Origin of the sequence: Corynebacterium sp. HMSC075F02 (genome assembly GCF_001838335.1) — a bacterium.
Classification (GTDB): domain Bacteria; phylum Actinomycetota; class Actinomycetes; order Mycobacteriales; family Mycobacteriaceae; genus Corynebacterium; species Corynebacterium jeikeium_D.
Genome location: NZ_KV836308.1, coordinates 79459 through 94150, shown reverse-complemented (window position 1 = coordinate 94150; position 14692 = coordinate 79459). Strand labels below are relative to the sequence as shown.

The 14692-nt window shown below is 60.5% G+C and carries 15 protein-coding genes; 7 read left to right on the top strand and 8 right to left on the bottom strand.

Annotated elements, in window-relative coordinates; translation table 11 throughout:
* Positions 1-92: 92 nt before the first annotated feature.
* Complete coding sequence (locus tag HMPREF2920_RS03550; RefSeq protein ID WP_070854010.1) at positions 93-1310, bottom strand: NupC/NupG family nucleoside CNT transporter; 1218 nt, start codon at positions 1308-1310, stop codon at positions 93-95.
* A 45-nt stretch (positions 1311-1355) separates the two neighbouring features.
* The gene (locus tag HMPREF2920_RS03545; RefSeq protein WP_049189792.1) at positions 1356-1775 is read right to left on the bottom strand and encodes a cytidine deaminase; all 420 of its coding nucleotides are present in this window, start codon (positions 1773-1775) and stop codon (positions 1356-1358) included.
* Between the two features lie 169 nt (positions 1776-1944).
* On the opposite strand from HMPREF2920_RS03545, the gene HMPREF2920_RS03540 reads away from it, so the two are divergent.
* The 4 genes from HMPREF2920_RS03540 (at position 1945) to HMPREF2920_RS10895 (ending at position 6871) form a co-directional block, all read left to right on the top strand.
* Positions 1945-3231, top strand: a complete 1287-nt coding sequence (locus HMPREF2920_RS03540) for a thymidine phosphorylase (protein WP_016421814.1) — start codon at positions 1945-1947, stop codon at positions 3229-3231.
* 104 nt (positions 3232-3335) lie between these two features.
* Positions 3336-3986 (top strand): deoxyribose-phosphate aldolase, encoded by a 651-nt coding sequence (gene deoC, locus HMPREF2920_RS03535; protein ID WP_070601355.1) that lies wholly within the window; start codon positions 3336-3338, stop codon positions 3984-3986.
* Positions 3987-3996: 10 nt separating this feature from the next.
* Positions 3997-5760 (top strand): phospho-sugar mutase, encoded by a 1764-nt coding sequence (locus HMPREF2920_RS03530; RefSeq protein WP_070601356.1) that lies wholly within the window; start codon positions 3997-3999, stop codon positions 5758-5760.
* Positions 5761-6397: 637 nt separating this feature from the next.
* Positions 6398-6871 carry a hypothetical protein gene (locus tag HMPREF2920_RS10895; RefSeq protein WP_246821098.1) on the top strand — a complete coding sequence of 158 codons (474 nt, stop codon included), beginning with the start codon at positions 6398-6400 and terminating at the stop codon, positions 6869-6871.
* 44 nt (positions 6872-6915) lie between these two features.
* On the opposite strand, the gene HMPREF2920_RS03520 is transcribed toward HMPREF2920_RS10895, so the two are convergent.
* From HMPREF2920_RS03520 to HMPREF2920_RS03505, 4 genes are read right to left on the bottom strand one after another with little or no spacing between them, the layout of a single operon-like run.
* A complete protein-coding gene (locus tag HMPREF2920_RS03520; RefSeq protein WP_070854009.1) occupies positions 6916-7602 on the bottom strand; it encodes a biliverdin-producing heme oxygenase in 687 nt (228 codons plus the stop codon).
* Entirely contained in the window at positions 7595-8419 is an 825-nt protein-coding gene (locus tag HMPREF2920_RS03515; RefSeq protein WP_083280647.1) for a heme ABC transporter ATP-binding protein, read from the bottom strand. Before HMPREF2920_RS03515 ends, HMPREF2920_RS03520 begins: the two co-directional genes overlap by 8 nt.
* A complete protein-coding gene (locus HMPREF2920_RS03510; protein WP_049172506.1) occupies positions 8419-9498 on the bottom strand; it encodes a FecCD family ABC transporter permease in 1080 nt (359 codons plus the stop codon). The genes HMPREF2920_RS03515 and HMPREF2920_RS03510 overlap by 1 nt, the downstream gene beginning before the upstream one ends.
* An 11-nt stretch (positions 9499-9509) precedes the next feature.
* A complete protein-coding gene (locus tag HMPREF2920_RS03505; protein WP_070429106.1) occupies positions 9510-10583 on the bottom strand; it encodes a heme/hemin ABC transporter substrate-binding protein in 1074 nt (357 codons plus the stop codon).
* Between the two features lie 203 nt (positions 10584-10786).
* Between HMPREF2920_RS03505 and HMPREF2920_RS03500 the strand changes: the two genes are divergently transcribed.
* On the top strand, positions 10787-11341 hold the full coding sequence (locus tag HMPREF2920_RS03500; protein WP_070429105.1) for a neocarzinostatin apoprotein domain-containing protein: 555 nt from the start codon (positions 10787-10789) through the stop codon (positions 11339-11341).
* A gap of 44 nt (positions 11342-11385) precedes the next feature.
* Positions 11386-12570 (top strand): isocitrate/isopropylmalate dehydrogenase family protein, encoded by a 1185-nt coding sequence (locus HMPREF2920_RS03495; RefSeq protein ID WP_070854008.1) that lies wholly within the window; start codon positions 11386-11388, stop codon positions 12568-12570.
* Positions 12571-12819: 249 nt separating this feature from the next.
* Here the strand turns inward: HMPREF2920_RS03495 and HMPREF2920_RS03490 are convergent, their stop codons facing one another.
* Both HMPREF2920_RS03490 and HMPREF2920_RS03485 read right to left on the bottom strand, forming a co-directional pair.
* Positions 12820-13701, bottom strand: coding sequence for a glyoxalase/bleomycin resistance/extradiol dioxygenase family protein (locus HMPREF2920_RS03490; RefSeq protein ID WP_070566502.1), 882 nt, complete (start codon positions 13699-13701; stop codon positions 12820-12822).
* A gap of 3 nt (positions 13702-13704) precedes the next feature.
* Positions 13705-13998: an RNA-binding S4 domain-containing protein gene (locus HMPREF2920_RS03485; protein WP_070566500.1), complete on the bottom strand. Its 294-nt coding sequence runs from the start codon at positions 13996-13998 to the stop codon at positions 13705-13707.
* A 163-nt stretch (positions 13999-14161) separates the two neighbouring features.
* On the opposite strand from HMPREF2920_RS03485, the gene HMPREF2920_RS03480 reads away from it, so the two are divergent.
* On the top strand, positions 14162-14689 hold the full coding sequence (locus HMPREF2920_RS03480; protein WP_049189801.1) for an HPP family protein: 528 nt from the start codon (positions 14162-14164) through the stop codon (positions 14687-14689).
* Positions 14690-14692 lie beyond the last annotated feature (3 nt).

Here is a 14692-nt window from a genome sequence, read left to right as displayed (position 1 = left end):
CGCTCTATAAGACCATGGATTTAATGCCGTCGCATCAGCAACCTATATGCCATTGGATTTCTACACGACTCTCAAACATTCCTTTAGAGCAGCTATAGCGCAATCACACCCACGATTGCTGCGTTGAGCAGGTTGGTGCACAGACCCGCGATCAGCGCCAGTGGACCGTTCTTGGCAATCTCACCGCGACGCTCCGGCGACAGCGCGCCGAAGGAACCAATCTGAATCGCAATGGACGACAGGTTGGCGAAGCCGGCCAGGGCGAAGGTCGCCAGCATGATGGACTTCGGATCCAGCGAGTCGACGTGCTCAGAGAACGAGGTGTAGCCGACGAACTCGTTCAGAATCGTCTTCTCGCCAATAAAGCTACCGACCAGCCCTGCGTTCTCCCACGGCACACCAATCAGCCATGCAATTGGCGCAAAGATCAGGCCGAACAGTCCTTCCAGAGACCAGTTATTCTGACCGAACCAGCCGCCAATGCCGCCGATCATCGCCGACAGCATCGCAATCACAGCGATGAACGCAATCAACAGACACGCCACAACCACAGCGATACGTCCGCCGGCCAGCGCACCCGATCCAAGCGCATCAATGACGTTCTTCGACTCGGTATCGCGGACATCCTTCACCGACGCATCCAGATCAGATTCCTCTGTCTCCGGCCAGAAAGTCTTTGCAATCAGCAGCGAGCCCGGCGCGTTCATTACCGATGCCGCCAGCAGGTACTCCAATGGCGCACCGAGCAGGGAGTAACCAATCAACGTCGATCCGGCCACCGAAGCAAAACCGCCCGACATACATGCGAACAGCTCCGACTTGGTCAGTTTCGGAATATACGGCTTAACGACGAGCGGAGCCTCCGACTGCCCGAGGAAAATCACCGTGGAAGCGAAGACGGACTCTACCTTCGAGGTTCCCATAATGAACTTCAGTGCGGACCCGACATACTCAACGAAGTACTGCACTACCCGCAGGTAGTAGAGGGCACCGAGGACTGCGCCCAGGAAGATGATCACTGGCAGCACGTTGAGCACGAAGACGAAGTTTTTCCCCGTGCCGTCGAAAAGATTACCGAAGACAAATGAGGTGCCCTCATTTGTAAAGTCGATCATCTTCTCAATGGCACCGGCGACGCTCTTCAACGCCTGGAAGCCGGGTTCCCACTTCAGCACTACCAGCGCGAACACCGCTTGCAGCAGCAGGCCAACGCCGAGCGTGCGCCAGTTAATGGCTTTCCTGTTCTTTGAGATAGCAATGGCAAATCCGATGACGAGGATGATGCCCAGTAAGCCTTGCAGTCTATCCATGACTAAGGTCTTCTTTCTTGATAAAAGAGGCTGTGGTGATGATGCCTACAGGTCCTCGGGACCAAAGGCGTAAGGGAGAATTTTTTCGAAGTCGATGCTGGCCGGAGCGCCTAAACCACCATTTTCCGGGCGCTCGGATTCCACAATGACACGCTTGCACCCAAATTCGTGCAGGACCTGCCGACAGGCACCACAGGGGTGGCACGGTGCCGCCTTTCGCCCGACAATGGCACAGGCCGCAATCTTATGGTTGCCGCCGTGCTCCGCGACCATGCGGAACACGGCTGTGCGCTCTGCGCAGTTGGTCAACCCATAGGACGCATTTTCCACGTTGCAGCCTGTGACCACCGTGCCGTCGTCAAGCAGAAGTGCGGCACCGACCGGAAAACCTGAATAGGGGACGTACGAGTTTTCCGTGGCTGCGTAGGCCTTAGCCAGTAGTTCTTCGTCTGAGATGTGGGACATTGTGCTCTCCCTCCCCGAGCCTGTGCGAGGTGTTTATGCAAACATACTTATGTGGGTACAAATGGAAAGTTAACTATTGACATTTGTTCTAGTGCTGATGATAATCGGAATCAGCAGAGTTCACAAGACCAATATCGCTAAGCACAATCGCCTATAAAAGGAGCGAACAATGGCTGAAAAGTTCGATGTAGTTGACGTCATCAAGGTAAAGCGTGATGGCGGTGAACTCAGTCCGGAAGAGATTTCCTGGGTCATTGACGCCTACACTCGCGGCGTCGTGGGCGATGAACAGATGGCGGCGCTGAACATGGCCATCTTTATCCGCGGCATGAACCGTCGCGAAATTGTGGATTGGACTCAGGCGATGATTGACTCGGGCGAGACCATGAGCTTCGCATCGCTGAGCAAGCCCACCACGGACAAACACTCCACCGGTGGTGTCGGTGACAAGATCACGCTGCCGCTGGGCCCACTGGTGTCCTCCTACGGCGTGGCCGTCCCGCAGCTGTCCGGCCGCGGCCTCGGCCACACCGGCGGCACCCTGGACAAGCTGGAATCCATTCCGGGCTGGCAGGCTGATGTTCCGAATGACCGCTTGATGCAGATCCTGGAGGATTCCGGCGCGGTCGTCGCAGCAGCCGGTGCGGGTCTGGCACCTGCGGATAAGAAGATTTACGCGCTGCGTGACATCACCTCGACGGTCGACTGCATTCCACTGATTGCCTCGTCGATCATGTCCAAGAAGATTGCGGAGGGCACCTCCAGCTTGGTGCTGGATGTCAAGGTCGGTTCGGGCGCCTTCATGAAGGATCTGAATCAGGCCCGCGAACTGGCCCGCACCATGGTTGACCTGGGCAACGACGCGGGCGTGAACACCCGCGCGCTGCTGACGGACATGTCCACGCCGCTGGGCCTGACCATCGGCAACGCCCTCGAGGTCCGCGAATCGGTGGAGGTTCTCGCCGGCGGCGGCCCCGCAGACGTCGTGGAGCTGACCTGTGAACTGGCCCGAAACATGCTCGAGCTGGCCGGCGTGCACGATGCCGACGTGGAGCAGGCTCTGAAGGACGGCCGCGCAATGGATTCGTGGAAGAAGATGATCCGCGCTCAGGGCGGCGATCCGGATGCCGCGTTGCCGGTGGCACCTCACACGCACGATGTGGTTGCGCAGGCTGACGGTTACCTGACCAAGCTGGATGCACTGGCTCTCGGCGTTGGTTCCTGGCGCTTGGGCGCGGGACGTGCTCGTAAGGATGATCCGGTGCAGGCCACTGCCGGTATTGAGATTTTCGCCAAGCCGGGAGACAAGGTGGTCAAGGGCCAGAAGCTGCTCACGCTGCACACTGAAACTCCGGATAAGTTCGAGCGCGCTCTCGAGTCCATCGAGCCGGGCATTGAAATCGGCGACACCGCGCCTACAGCCGAGCGCGAGATTATCCTCGATCGCGTGTCCTAGAAAATTACTGACAGACTCGCGCCGGCGCCACTTCCCGCCCCGAGCCCGCCACCTCCCTACCTTGACGCTCTCTCCCAAATTTCCGAAAGGACTTGATTTCTCCCATGACTTCCCGCGCTGATGTTGCCAAGATGATTGACCACACCCTGCTCAAGCCAGAAGCCACCTCTGACCAGGTCAAGGCTCTTATCGCTGAGGCCGGCAAGCTCGGCACCTACTCCATCTGCATCTCCCCCTCGCAGCTCCCAGTCGAGGTACCGGAAGGCCTGCACATCGCCACTGTCGTCGGCTTCCCCTCCGGCGCGGTAAAGGCCGAGATCAAGGCCGCTGAAGCCGCTCGCGCTGTGGCCGATGGCGCTGAAGAAGTCGACATGGTCATTAACATCGCCTTCGCCAAGGAGCACCGCTTCGACGACCTTGAGGCCGAAATCAAGACTGTTCGCGATGCCATTCCGGGCAAGGTTCTGAAGGTCATCATCGAGTCGGCCGCCCTGACCGATGAGGAAATCATCGCAGCTTGCAAGGCCTCCGAGTCCGCAGGCGCAGACTTCGTCAAGACCTCCACAGGTTTCCACCCAGCTGGCGGCGCTTCCGCTCACGCCGTGAAACTCATGCGCGAAACCGTGGGCGACCGCCTTGGAGTCAAAGCCTCTGGCGGTATCCGCGATGCCGCTGCCGCTGAGGAAATGATCGCCGCTGGCGCCTCTCGCCTGGGCCTTTCTTCCTCCGCCGCTGTCCTCGACGGTCTGAAGTAGGCTAACCCCGATGCTCTCCGAACAGCTACAAGCCACCATCACCGATTGGATCGCCCACGATCCGGACTCGGCCACCGCCGCTGAGCTCTCCTCGCTTTACGACGAAGCCAAGGCCGCCAACCCCGATGCGATTGCCGAGCTGGAAAGCCGTTTCGCCGGGCCACTCGAATTCGGCACTGCAGGTCTTCGCGGTGTCGTTGCCGCTGGTCAGTCTCGCATGAACCGTGCCACGGTCATCCGTGCCACCGCTGGCCTGGTTGCGCATCTGAAGAACATTGTCGGCGATGACTTCACCGTGGTCATTGGTTGCGATGCCCGCCACGGCTCCGCCGATTTTCACCGAGATGCCGCCGCGGTTGTCGCCGCAGCCGGTGGCAAGGCCCTGGCTCTGCCACAGCAGCTGCCCACACCGGTGACCGCCTTTGCCGTGCGCCACCTCAATGCTGATGCCGGCATCATGGTCACGGCCAGCCACAATCCACCGAAGGACAACGGCTACAAGGTTTACCTCGGTGGCCGCGCGGTGGAGTCGGATTCCCGCCGAGGCGTCCAAATCATCGCGCCCCATGACAAGCAAATTGCGGACGCCATCGCCGCTGCTCCACCGGCTGATGAGGTCCCGCGTGACTTCGATGCCGTCGAGCAGGTTGGTCCTGAACTACTGGACGCCTATGTGAAACGGGCGGCTGCGCTCGCAACGACGTCGTCAAGCGAAGAGAAGCAGGCAGCGAAGATTGTTCTCACCCCGATGCATGGTGTCGGTGGCGAGACCATCGTGCGCACACTGAACGCGGCAGGTTTCTCGAATGTCAGCGTGGTCGAAAAGCAGTTCGCGCCGGATCCGGAGTTCCCGACGGTATCGTTCCCGAACCCGGAGGAAGCCGGCGCGCTGGATCTTGCGTTTGAGCTGGCACGTGCCGAAGACGCGGATGTCATCATCGCGGCTGACCCGGATGCGGACCGCTGCTCGGTAGCTATTCCGGACAGCGGCGTCGACGGCGGCTGGCGACAGCTCTCCGGCGACGACATCGGTGCGTTTCTGGGTGAAGTCATCGCTGCGGATGCCGAGGCCCGTGGGATTGCGACCGTGACCAATGATGAGGGCGCAGAGTTTCCGGCCACAATGGCTAACTCGATTGTGTCCTCACGCCTGCTGGGCAAGATTGCCGCAGGTCACGGACTGAATTATCGCGCTACACTGACCGGCTTTAAGTGGATTGCTGGTGTGGACGGGCTCGTCTTCGGCTACGAGGAGGCCATTGGCTACTGCACTGATCCGGCAGTCGTGCGAGACAAGGACGGCGTATCTGCGGCGGTGCGTGTCGCCGACGCGGTGGCGCGTCTGAAGGGCCAGGGGCTGGGCATTCAGGACCTGCTGGATGAGGTCGCCTGCGCCCACGGCCTCTACAAGACCGCCCCGTTGACCTTCCGAGTCGAGGACCGCTCGCTGATTACCAAGGGCATGGACACTCTGCGCGCCAACCCGCCTGCACAGCTGGCCGGATCGAAGGTCACACAGGTCACGGACATGAATGACGGCCTAGACATGGTCGACGCCAAGGCCGAGAGCTATCACATCCCGCCTACCGACGGCATTCTCATCCTCACCGAGGCCAACGACCGCGTCATTGCCCGGCCTTCCGGCACGGAACCGAAGCTGAAGTGCTACCTGGAAGTCGTGCTGCCGGTCGCTTCGGCCGCGATTCCGCACGTGGCCGCGGCCGAGCGGCTCGACCAGATTAAGGCCGAGCTCAAGGAAATCCTGGGGATGTAGCCACTAAGCAGCTACCAGCTACCAGCTACACCTCGCAACAAACTGGGGTGCGCATGAACGAAACGGCCGAAAAATGGCCGTGGGGTTTCACGCGCGCCCCAGTTTCACATATGCAGCCCGGAGTCTTGGACCGGCTCATGAGTTACTGACTAGGTTTATGACAAAAACAAGCAGAAATTAGTGCCGAAACTGACATAAACTTAGGCAGTTTCTCGATGGTCACAGCCTCATTTGAAGCTCACCACCTCATTTCGGGTCTAGCTAAACCCGTCCTTGCCGCATTTTGCGCAAGACATGCGTCTCCTAACATGCTTTACAGTTTTCCCAGTAATACAATAAAAGCCGTTAACCGTGTCCCCAGGGGATGGAGCACCATTCGCTACGTGGGTTGGGCTCATCACAGGGGGAACACTTCCTCCTCGTGATTGGTACGTCCAGCATGTCGCATAACGAGTCCCCCAGCTCAGACCCCAACTACAATTCGAATCCTTCCACCGGTTCTTTCGGCCCCGTGTACCCGAACCAGGCACCTCAACCCCAACCACAACCACAGCCCCAATTCGCTGCGCAACCGGCACCAACTTTCGCTTACGCAGCCCCGGCGTATCCGCAGCAAAGATCAGGTACTTCCGGCGCAATGATTGCGCTCATTTCAGTGCTGGTCGTGGTCCTGCTGGGCCTGGTTGGCGCGGTACTTTATGTCACCCTGAGTAAAGATGACTCGGTAACTGCGGCCGACACACAGACGGCTGCCACTACACAGGCCGCTGCCGATGCTTCGAGCCAGCCCAACCCACCGGTCACACAGACTGAGACCGTGGTTGTTCAAGATTCGAGTGGCTCATCCGGTAATTCGGGCTCGTCTCGCTCATCGGACCTGGCTGGCGGCAACCTCTCCAGCGCATGGAAGGGCACGTCCTCAACGAGCGATCCGTTCGTTCGAAATGTACACAGCGCCTACGTCCGCTACCGCAATTCCACTGGTGCGGAATCCGGCACCATCACGGCCTACAGCCCAACGACTGGCCTGACCTACAACATGTGGTGCCGCCCATCTGGTAGCAACATCAAGTGCACGGGCGGCCGTAACGCAGTGGTGTACATCGGCTAACGCATACCGCCCACCGCCACGGTCACAGCACTCCAGTCCGCGACCTACGCCACTGCGTCGTCTAGGCCGCCAGCTAGGTCGTGGAAAATGGCCCGGTTGAGACGAAATGCCTTTTTCGCCTCGTCAACCACGGCATTTTTGTCGGCATCCGAAATGCCCAGCTCAGACAGTCTCTGTCGGTAGCCGTCGCGGTAGGGCTTAATTTTTCCGATCGCGGAGAAGTCATAGAATCGGGTTCCCTCCGCACCGATGCCGTAATGCTTGGCCAGCATGGACGCAATCACCTGACCACCAGAAAGATCGCCCAGGTAGCGAACGTAATGGTGTGCCAATGCGGCGTTGGCGTTACCGTTGCTTTCGATTTCACGAAGCTCGGCCACGTAGTTCTTTGTCGCCTCCACTGGCGAGATCTTTTCCCGCCAATCAGGCCCCACCAAATGCTCAAGGTCGGCCGCCAGAGCCTCCAGGCGCTCCAGCTGCGCATCGTAGACCGCGCTGACCTGCGGCGACTCCGCAGTGGACCGCACGGCCTGCTCCAACGCTTCGTACACAAAGTACAGCTGACCAGTTAGATCGATGGCCGCCTGCGCATTCAGTTCACCCGCAAGCAGCCTCGACATGAAGTCGGAGTTCTCCGCTTCACTGTGGACACCCGCAGTCTCCACTTTGAGTCGCTCTGCCAGGGGCTGAGCAGCCTGCTTGTCACCTTCTTTAATCGTGTTTTCAACCATGATTTTCTTCTTTCTCTGTGAGGTTCGGAGACTGGGGTGAGAGATTGTGGCCCGCACGCTGAGGCACCAGCACGGGGTTGCCCGCGGAGTCCTGAAGCACTTCCACACCGATGCCGTAGACTTCGCTGACGGTCTGTGCATCCAGGGTTTCCGCAGGCGGGCCTTGCTTTACGACGCGCCCCTGCGCCACCACCACAACGTGATCGGCATACGCCGCTGCGGCGGACAAATCGTGCAGGACCACGACCACGGCTTTGCCCGCCGCCGCGCGGGCGCGCATCATTCCCATGATTTTTTCGGCGTGGTGGAGGTCCAGGGCTGCGGTCGGTTCGTCGAGAAGCACGACAGGAGTGTCCTGGTAGAACACGCGCGCGCTGTGGACGCGGGCGCGCTCGCCGCCGGAGAGGGTCGGGACTTCCCGGTCAAGGAGGTGCGCGACGTCGCATTCAGTGATGACTTCCGCGAGCAGCTCTTCGTTCGGGCAGCCCCAGGGGTTGCGTCCGAAGTTGATTACTTCGCGGCTGGTGAATGGCACGGACAGTTCTTGGCTCTGTACCAGGACGGCGCGGTAGCGGGCCAGGTCGGCGATGGAGAGCTCGGTAATGGAGTGCTCGCCGATCCGGACGTTGCCGCCGCTGAGCTCATGGTCGCCGGAAAGCGCTGCGAGCAGTGTCGACTTTCCAGCACCATTCGGGCCGACCAGCGCGGTGACTTTTCCGGGCTCGGCGACCACGGAAATATCGTTGAGAATGCGGTGACCGTCCAGGGTGATGCTGACATTTTCGGCAGAAATGCCCAGGCCAGAGTGAATTTCCATTAGTGCACCGCCCTCTTCGAACGCAGGAGCAGCCAGAAGAACAGCGGGCCACCGACGATCGAGGTGAGCATTCCCAGCGGCAGGTCCGCACCGGTGATCATGGTGCGGGCCGCGAGGTCGGCCAGCGTTGTGGCCAGCGCGCCGCCGAGGATGCATGCAGGAATCAGCGTGCGATGCGCTGGTCCCAGCAGCAGTCGTGCAGCGTGCGGCACGACCAGGCCGATGAAGACGATGATGCCGGAAAATGCCACACCAGCCGCCACGACCAGGGACGTGCCAAAAATGATGGCGCGACGCAGCGTGACGACGTTAATACCCAGGTGGCGGGCTTGCGCTTCACCAAGACTCAGAATGTCCAGCTTGCGGTAGCTGACCCACATGGCAATTACGGCCGGAACTGTCACCAACGTAATAATGACAACCTGCGTCCAGGTGGCACTGGCAAACGAGCCCATCTGCCAGAACACAATGCGGTCGCGGGCAGCCGTGGAGGCTACGAATGTCAGGAGCGAAACCAGACCACCACAGATGGAGTTCACAGCCACACCGACCAGAATGATTCGAGCGATATCGCGGCCACCGTGCGCATTGGCGGCCACAATAGCCGTGGCTACCGCGCCACCAATAAAAGCTGAGACCGCAATGGCCCAGCTGCTGGCGAAGACACTCAACACTCCGCCGAGCACTCCGGAAAGCCCGGCGGCGGTGCCCAAAACTGTGGCGGTGGCAGCGCCGACCGCGGCGCCGGAGGAAACGCCGATGAGGCCGGGTTCGGCAAGCGGGTTGCCGAACACCGCTTGCAGCGCCACACCTGCGAGGGCGAGCCCCGCGCCAACGAGGCAGGCCAGCGCGATGCGCGGCAGTCGCACTTGCCACAGCACGGTGTCGATGGGCTCTGGCGCGTCACCGAGACCGCCATTGAACACTAGCCTCACCATTGAGCTCAGTGATTCGCCGATGGTAGCGCCGAACTGCCCCACGGAGGCCGACCAACCTATTGCCAGCACCAGCGCTAGGGCGAGTCCAATGAAAACGGCCACCTGTCTGAACGGACTAGTTTTGTTCGCGGTTGTCTGCATTGCTCAGCCAGTCACTTTCCCGCAGTCTTGTCAGCGCCATCACCAGCACCGCCACCGTAGAGAGCATCCGCAATGGCGCGAATCGCACGCGGCGACTGCGAGTCAAAGGACAGCAGCTGCGAATCGGGCACGTCCACAACGGACTCATTCTGGCCCGCCGGGGTCTGTGCGATGCCCGGGATCTCCTTCAGACCTTCAATCCCGCCGACGGACTCCAGGCCACCGGTCATCACCAAGATGGTGTCGGGAGCCGCAGCAATCAGGGACTCCGGAGTAATAGGCGTGAACGCACCCTCAATACCCACGCCCTCACCGGCATCGACACCGCCGAGACGAGTGATCAGAGAACGCCCACCAGAATCCGGTCCCGCAATCATGGCCACACCGGTTCCGCGCACGTAGAGAATCATCATCTTGCGGCCATCGGCCTTGGCCTGCGCGTACTCGGTCGCAGCCGCCAGCTCCTTGTCCAGGTGCTCCTTCACCGGGCCAACTTGGTCAGCCAGGCCGACTGCGCCCGCAACTTCGTCGATAAGCGTGTTGATGGTCTCGGGAGTGCGCTCGTCCGACACATGGACGACGGTGATCCCCGCTTTTTCAAACGTGTCGAAGACACGGCTAGGGCCAATCGTGCCATCGGTAATGATGAGCTCCGGCTTTAGCTTCATCACCGACTCAGCATTGACTGCATGCCCGCCGATGGTGAGGTTCGGCAAATCCTTTACCGCCGGGAAATCGGAGGTGGAGTCGCGCCCCACCAGACGGTCTCCGAGGCCAAGCGTGTAGACCGCACGACTGAGTGCTCCCGCCCGGTCAAGCGTGAGAATACGCTGGTAGTCCTTGTCCGCCGCCGGTTTCGGGTCTTTCAGCAGCACTTCGGGGTTTTCCGAAGGCAGGTTCGCATGCGCGGCACCGTGAGCGGAAATGTTGTCGGCGCGCGGAACCGTCGTCACGCCAGCGCTTGACGACGATGCCCCCTCCCTCGCGGCATCATCGGAACCACAGGCGACTAGTCCTGCGACTAGGACAACACTCAGCAGTGTTCCGGCAAGACTGCGAACGCGACAGGCAGGCACGGTGAACATATTCCCCCTCTGTGAGCTGACGCTGCACGGAGATAGACGACAAAAAGAATGACTAAATAACGACTAACACTAGTAACAAAGAGCTTAGAAAGGACTTTGCTCTACTCACCCAAAGAATCTTAGGCTATCTTTTAGTTCTAGGTTAGCCTACCCTTAAATAAAGATAGTAATTTCTACAGTTTTTCGGAAGGACGTTACCTCCTATGACTACTCGTACACTCCAGCGTCGCGCGGCTTTCCTGGCTATTCCGGCCGTCGCCGCACTTCCACTTCTCGCCGCCTGTGGCGCAGATGACGCGTCCGATGCCGCGCAGGATGCTGCCAACGCCTCGGAAACCACCAGCTCGGCTGCAGATCAAGAAACCGACACCGACGCCAGCGCCGGCGAAGTAACCATGGAGGCCGAGCCGGTCAACGACCTCTCCGAGGGCGATGTCATCTCCGTCGACCTGTCTGGTCTCGACCCCGACTACGGCTACTACGCCGCACTCTGCGCCGCCGAGAAGGCTCCAGGCAACCCCGTCCCGGACTGCACCGGTGACCGCAGTGCCGGCACCCAGTCGCAGCAGTGGATTACCAAGAAGTCCGGCGGCACCACCACCATCGCCGACGACAACACTGCGCACTTCGAGCTCAGCGTCGTCCCCACCGGTGAGGCCGTGGACTGTACTCAGCAGGAGTGCGTGCTGAAGCTCTTCGGCGACCACAGCGAGGGTTTCGAGGACATCACCGAAATCCCGGTTACTTTCGCAAAGTAGCCAAACCACACACGCGCAGGTGTCGCAGACCTAGGCTAAGAGCCATGGAAACCGACCAGCCTGCGACTGCCAAAGAGGCGGCACCGCGCCGCATCACACTCCTGCCCGGCGACGGCATCGGCCCCGAAATCACCGATGCCTGCCGAGGACTCATCACCGGCGTCTTCCCCCACTGGGAACTGAAAGAGGCACATATTGGCTGGTCACAATGGTGCGCGCACGGCAATCCCATCCCACAGGAGACCTGGGAAACACTAGAGCGCAGCGATGCCGCTCTCCTCGCGGCGATTACCTCCAAGCCCGCTCGCGAGGCTGAGGATGAACTGGCACCACACCTGCGCGGCACTGGCCTGACCTACCGCTCCCCTATTCTCCAGCTGCGCCAGCGCCTCGATCTTTTCGCCAACATCCGCCCGGTCACCCTGCCCGGCGCGGCTGCCGACTTCACCATCGTCCGCGAAAACACCGAGGGCCTCTACAGTCACGACTATCTCCTTCCGCCTCACGACGCCCCGACCGACTCTCCGCACCACCACCTGTGGGCAGAGGTGGTGGAGGACTCAACGGTGGCTCGCGCCGTCGATAAGCGTGGCGACGTTGCGGTTTCTTTGCGCGTGACGACGTCCTTTGCGTGGCACCGCCTTGCGCGACAGGCGGCCAAGTTGGCTCTCGCGCGGCAGGCGACGCACCCAGATTCGGAGGCCACGCCGACGGTGACGGTGGCGGACAAGCCGAATATCCTGCGGGACTCTGCGCGTGTGATCCGCGGGGCGGTTGAGCAGGTGGCGAAGGAGTATCCGCAGGTCGCATTCGATTTTGCCAATGCGGATGCCGTGGCAATGCAGCTGGTAACCGACCCGGCGCGCTTTGATGTCATCATCGCGGAGAACCTTATCGGCGACATTCTCAGTGACATCGGCGCTGGGCTGATTGGCGGGCTGGGGCTGGCGGCGTCGGCGAATGTGGGCGACGACTTTGCAGTTTTCGAGCCGGTACACGGTTCGGCACCTGACATTGCGGGTCGCGGCGTTGCTAACCCGGCTGCGTTTTTGCTCTCAGCGGCAATGTGCGCGGAACATCTTGGGGCACCGGCCTCAGAGCTTGCGCCCGCAGCCAAGCTGCGCCAGGCCGTCTACGCCGCCACACGCACCGCGCCGACGTTGGACCTCGGCGGCATCGCGACAACTAGTGAGTTTGTGGCTGCGGTGCGGGCGGAGCTGGGGTTGTAGGCATTGACTCGATTACGAAGCGTAATTAAAGTGGTTGCTATCAATCCCAGCCGTTGACCCTCCGCTGATAAGGAGAGCGCCGATGACTGGGGTTACTCATAGGGGGAGGGCCAAGAAATATGAGTAGAAACAGATATAGTGCTGCGCGAGCTGTGCCTTTACGTGAGATCACTAACGAAGACGATCCTTTACACGTTAACTACACCGGGAAACGGGCCCCCGAGGACGACGACGAAGAACTCTGAGCCCCTACTGGAACTGGCTGAGGTCAATGCCTTCCAGCGGGTCGGACTCGCGGATGTCCTCCTCCGGCGGCAGCGGCACCTCGCAGAGCACAACTGCCGCACCACACGGGTCCTGCACGGTTGCCAGCGGACCGAACTCGGTGGCCTGCGGGGCGACGAGCACGGAACCGCCCAGTTCCTCAGCCTTAGCGACAGCGGTGTCGATGTTCTCCACGCCGAGGTACGCTAGCCAGCCAACGAAGCTCTTATCGGCCGCATCGGTCTGTGCGGCAACCGAGCTGGCTACCAAACCTGCGAACGGTGCCCCGTCTTCCATCGCGACTGCGAAAGTGCCGTGCTCGTTCTTGTTGCGCACGGCGATTTCCCAGCCAAAGAAGTTGTGGTAGAAGTCCGCGACCTGCTCAAAGGTCTCCTCCGGGCCTGCAACCAGCTCGAACCACACCGGGGTGCCGGGCTCGCCCGCTGCGATGAAGGCCTGCTCACCCGGTTGTTCCAGTAGTCCAATCAGGCCACCGGCGGGGTCGGAAACGACGGCCATTGTGGATCCGTCGACAAGCGGAGTCGGTTCCTGGAAGACCTCGGCGCCGAGCTCGCGCGCCTTCTCGACGGCACCAGCGGCAGAGTCGACATGGAAGTTCACACGCCACTGGTTGACGAAGGCATCCTCAGCGTCCTTATCGGCCTCCAGCAGCACTGACACCGGCATTCCGGACAGCATGGCGATGCGTCGACCAACGGAAGCTTCGCGGGCATCCTCATGAATCGGCGCGGTGTTGCGGTAAGCCCATCCGAGAACGCCGCGGTAGAAGCGCTCGGTCTTACGCGGTGCAGCGGAGAGCAAATCTACGCGCAGGGGCATGCCAAATTCGGCGGGAAATGCGGGCATGAGTTACAGGTTCCTCCACTTTTCAGGATCAAAGTCATCATCGGCGGTGGCCTCATCAAAGTAGTCATCATCGACTTCATCGGCAGTGGCCACGCGTGCCGACATACCAGCAATAGAGACGACGTCCCCTGGACGCAGCACCTTGCCACGACGAGTGTCGACCTCACCGTTCACGCTGACCTGGCCCTCAGCAATGAGTTCCTTGGCCAGACCGCCCGTTTCCACCAGGTTGGCCAACTTCAGGAATTGCCCGAGACGGATGGACTCGTCCCGGATTGCGACATCGATAGGCTCCATGTCCTTAAGTGTGTCATACCCGGTGAAAATGGTCGGGGTTGGTTCGGGTCTGGTTCGGCTTTGGAGGCTTGGGAGACCTGGGAGCCACCCCATTTAAACTTCTATTTCAATAAAAACCTCGAACCGCGACGCAGATGAGGCAGCACACCCTAACATCGTTCTCATGTCTAATTCACGGTCTCCGAAGTGGCCCCGGATCGCCAGCGAAGCGCCACCTCGCCCTCCGCTACGCCATGTTATCGCCGCCTCGGTAGCCGTGAGCCTGCCGCTGATGACCCTGGCACTCATCTCAACTTCTGTCTCTGACCTGCTATTTCTGCCTCCTATTGGCGCTGCCATGGCGCTTATTGTCGGTGCGCCCAACTTGCCTCTGGCTCAGCCACGAAATGTCGTGGTCGGACACCTCATCGGCTGCACGACTGGCATCGCAATTCTGCACATGTTGGGTTCGACCATCATTGCTGCAGCGGTTGCCGCCGGCGTCGCCTTCGCGCTCATGCTTCTTGCTCGCGCGGCGCACTCCCCTGCCACCGCTACCGCTATGGTCACTGTGCTGATGCCACACGGTCATGGGCTTGCCAACGATTTCCGCTTCATAGGCTTCATTTTCGCTTCGTCGATCATGATCGTGATGCTTGGCATCCTCGCAAATCGACTGCGCGGCCTCCGCTATCCCACATACTGGTGGTAGGTG

What these genes read in the sequence shown, in the direction of transcription:
- HMPREF2920_RS03550 (WP_070854010.1), bottom strand. Translation starts at nt 1,310, where the DNA reads ATGGATAGACTGCAAGGCTTACTGGGCATCATCCTCGTCATCGGATTT.
- HMPREF2920_RS03545 (WP_049189792.1), bottom strand. Translation starts at nt 1,775, where the DNA reads ATGTCCCACATCTCAGACGAAGAACTACTGGCTAAGGCCTACGCAGCC.
- HMPREF2920_RS03540 (WP_016421814.1), top strand. Translation starts at nt 1,945, where the DNA reads ATGGCTGAAAAGTTCGATGTAGTTGACGTCATCAAGGTAAAGCGTGAT.
- deoC (WP_070601355.1), top strand. Translation starts at nt 3,336, where the DNA reads ATGACTTCCCGCGCTGATGTTGCCAAGATGATTGACCACACCCTGCTC.
- HMPREF2920_RS03530 (WP_070601356.1), top strand. Translation starts at nt 3,997, where the DNA reads ATGCTCTCCGAACAGCTACAAGCCACCATCACCGATTGGATCGCCCAC.
- HMPREF2920_RS10895 (WP_246821098.1), top strand. Translation starts at nt 6,398, where the DNA reads ATGATTGCGCTCATTTCAGTGCTGGTCGTGGTCCTGCTGGGCCTGGTT.
- HMPREF2920_RS03520 (WP_070854009.1), bottom strand. Translation starts at nt 7,602, where the DNA reads ATGGTTGAAAACACGATTAAAGAAGGTGACAAGCAGGCTGCTCAGCCC.
- HMPREF2920_RS03515 (WP_083280647.1), bottom strand. Translation starts at nt 8,419, where the DNA reads ATGGAAATTCACTCTGGCCTGGGCATTTCTGCCGAAAATGTCAGCATC.
- HMPREF2920_RS03510 (WP_049172506.1), bottom strand. Translation starts at nt 9,498, where the DNA reads ATGCAGACAACCGCGAACAAAACTAGTCCGTTCAGACAGGTGGCCGTT.
- HMPREF2920_RS03505 (WP_070429106.1), bottom strand. Translation starts at nt 10,583, where the DNA reads ATGTTCACCGTGCCTGCCTGTCGCGTTCGCAGTCTTGCCGGAACACTG.
- HMPREF2920_RS03500 (WP_070429105.1), top strand. Translation starts at nt 10,787, where the DNA reads ATGACTACTCGTACACTCCAGCGTCGCGCGGCTTTCCTGGCTATTCCG.
- HMPREF2920_RS03495 (WP_070854008.1), top strand. Translation starts at nt 11,386, where the DNA reads ATGGAAACCGACCAGCCTGCGACTGCCAAAGAGGCGGCACCGCGCCGC.
- HMPREF2920_RS03490 (WP_070566502.1), bottom strand. Translation starts at nt 13,701, where the DNA reads ATGCCCGCATTTCCCGCCGAATTTGGCATGCCCCTGCGCGTAGATTTG.
- HMPREF2920_RS03485 (WP_070566500.1), bottom strand. Translation starts at nt 13,998, where the DNA reads ATGGAGCCTATCGATGTCGCAATCCGGGACGAGTCCATCCGTCTCGGG.
- HMPREF2920_RS03480 (WP_049189801.1), top strand. Translation starts at nt 14,162, where the DNA reads ATGTCTAATTCACGGTCTCCGAAGTGGCCCCGGATCGCCAGCGAAGCG.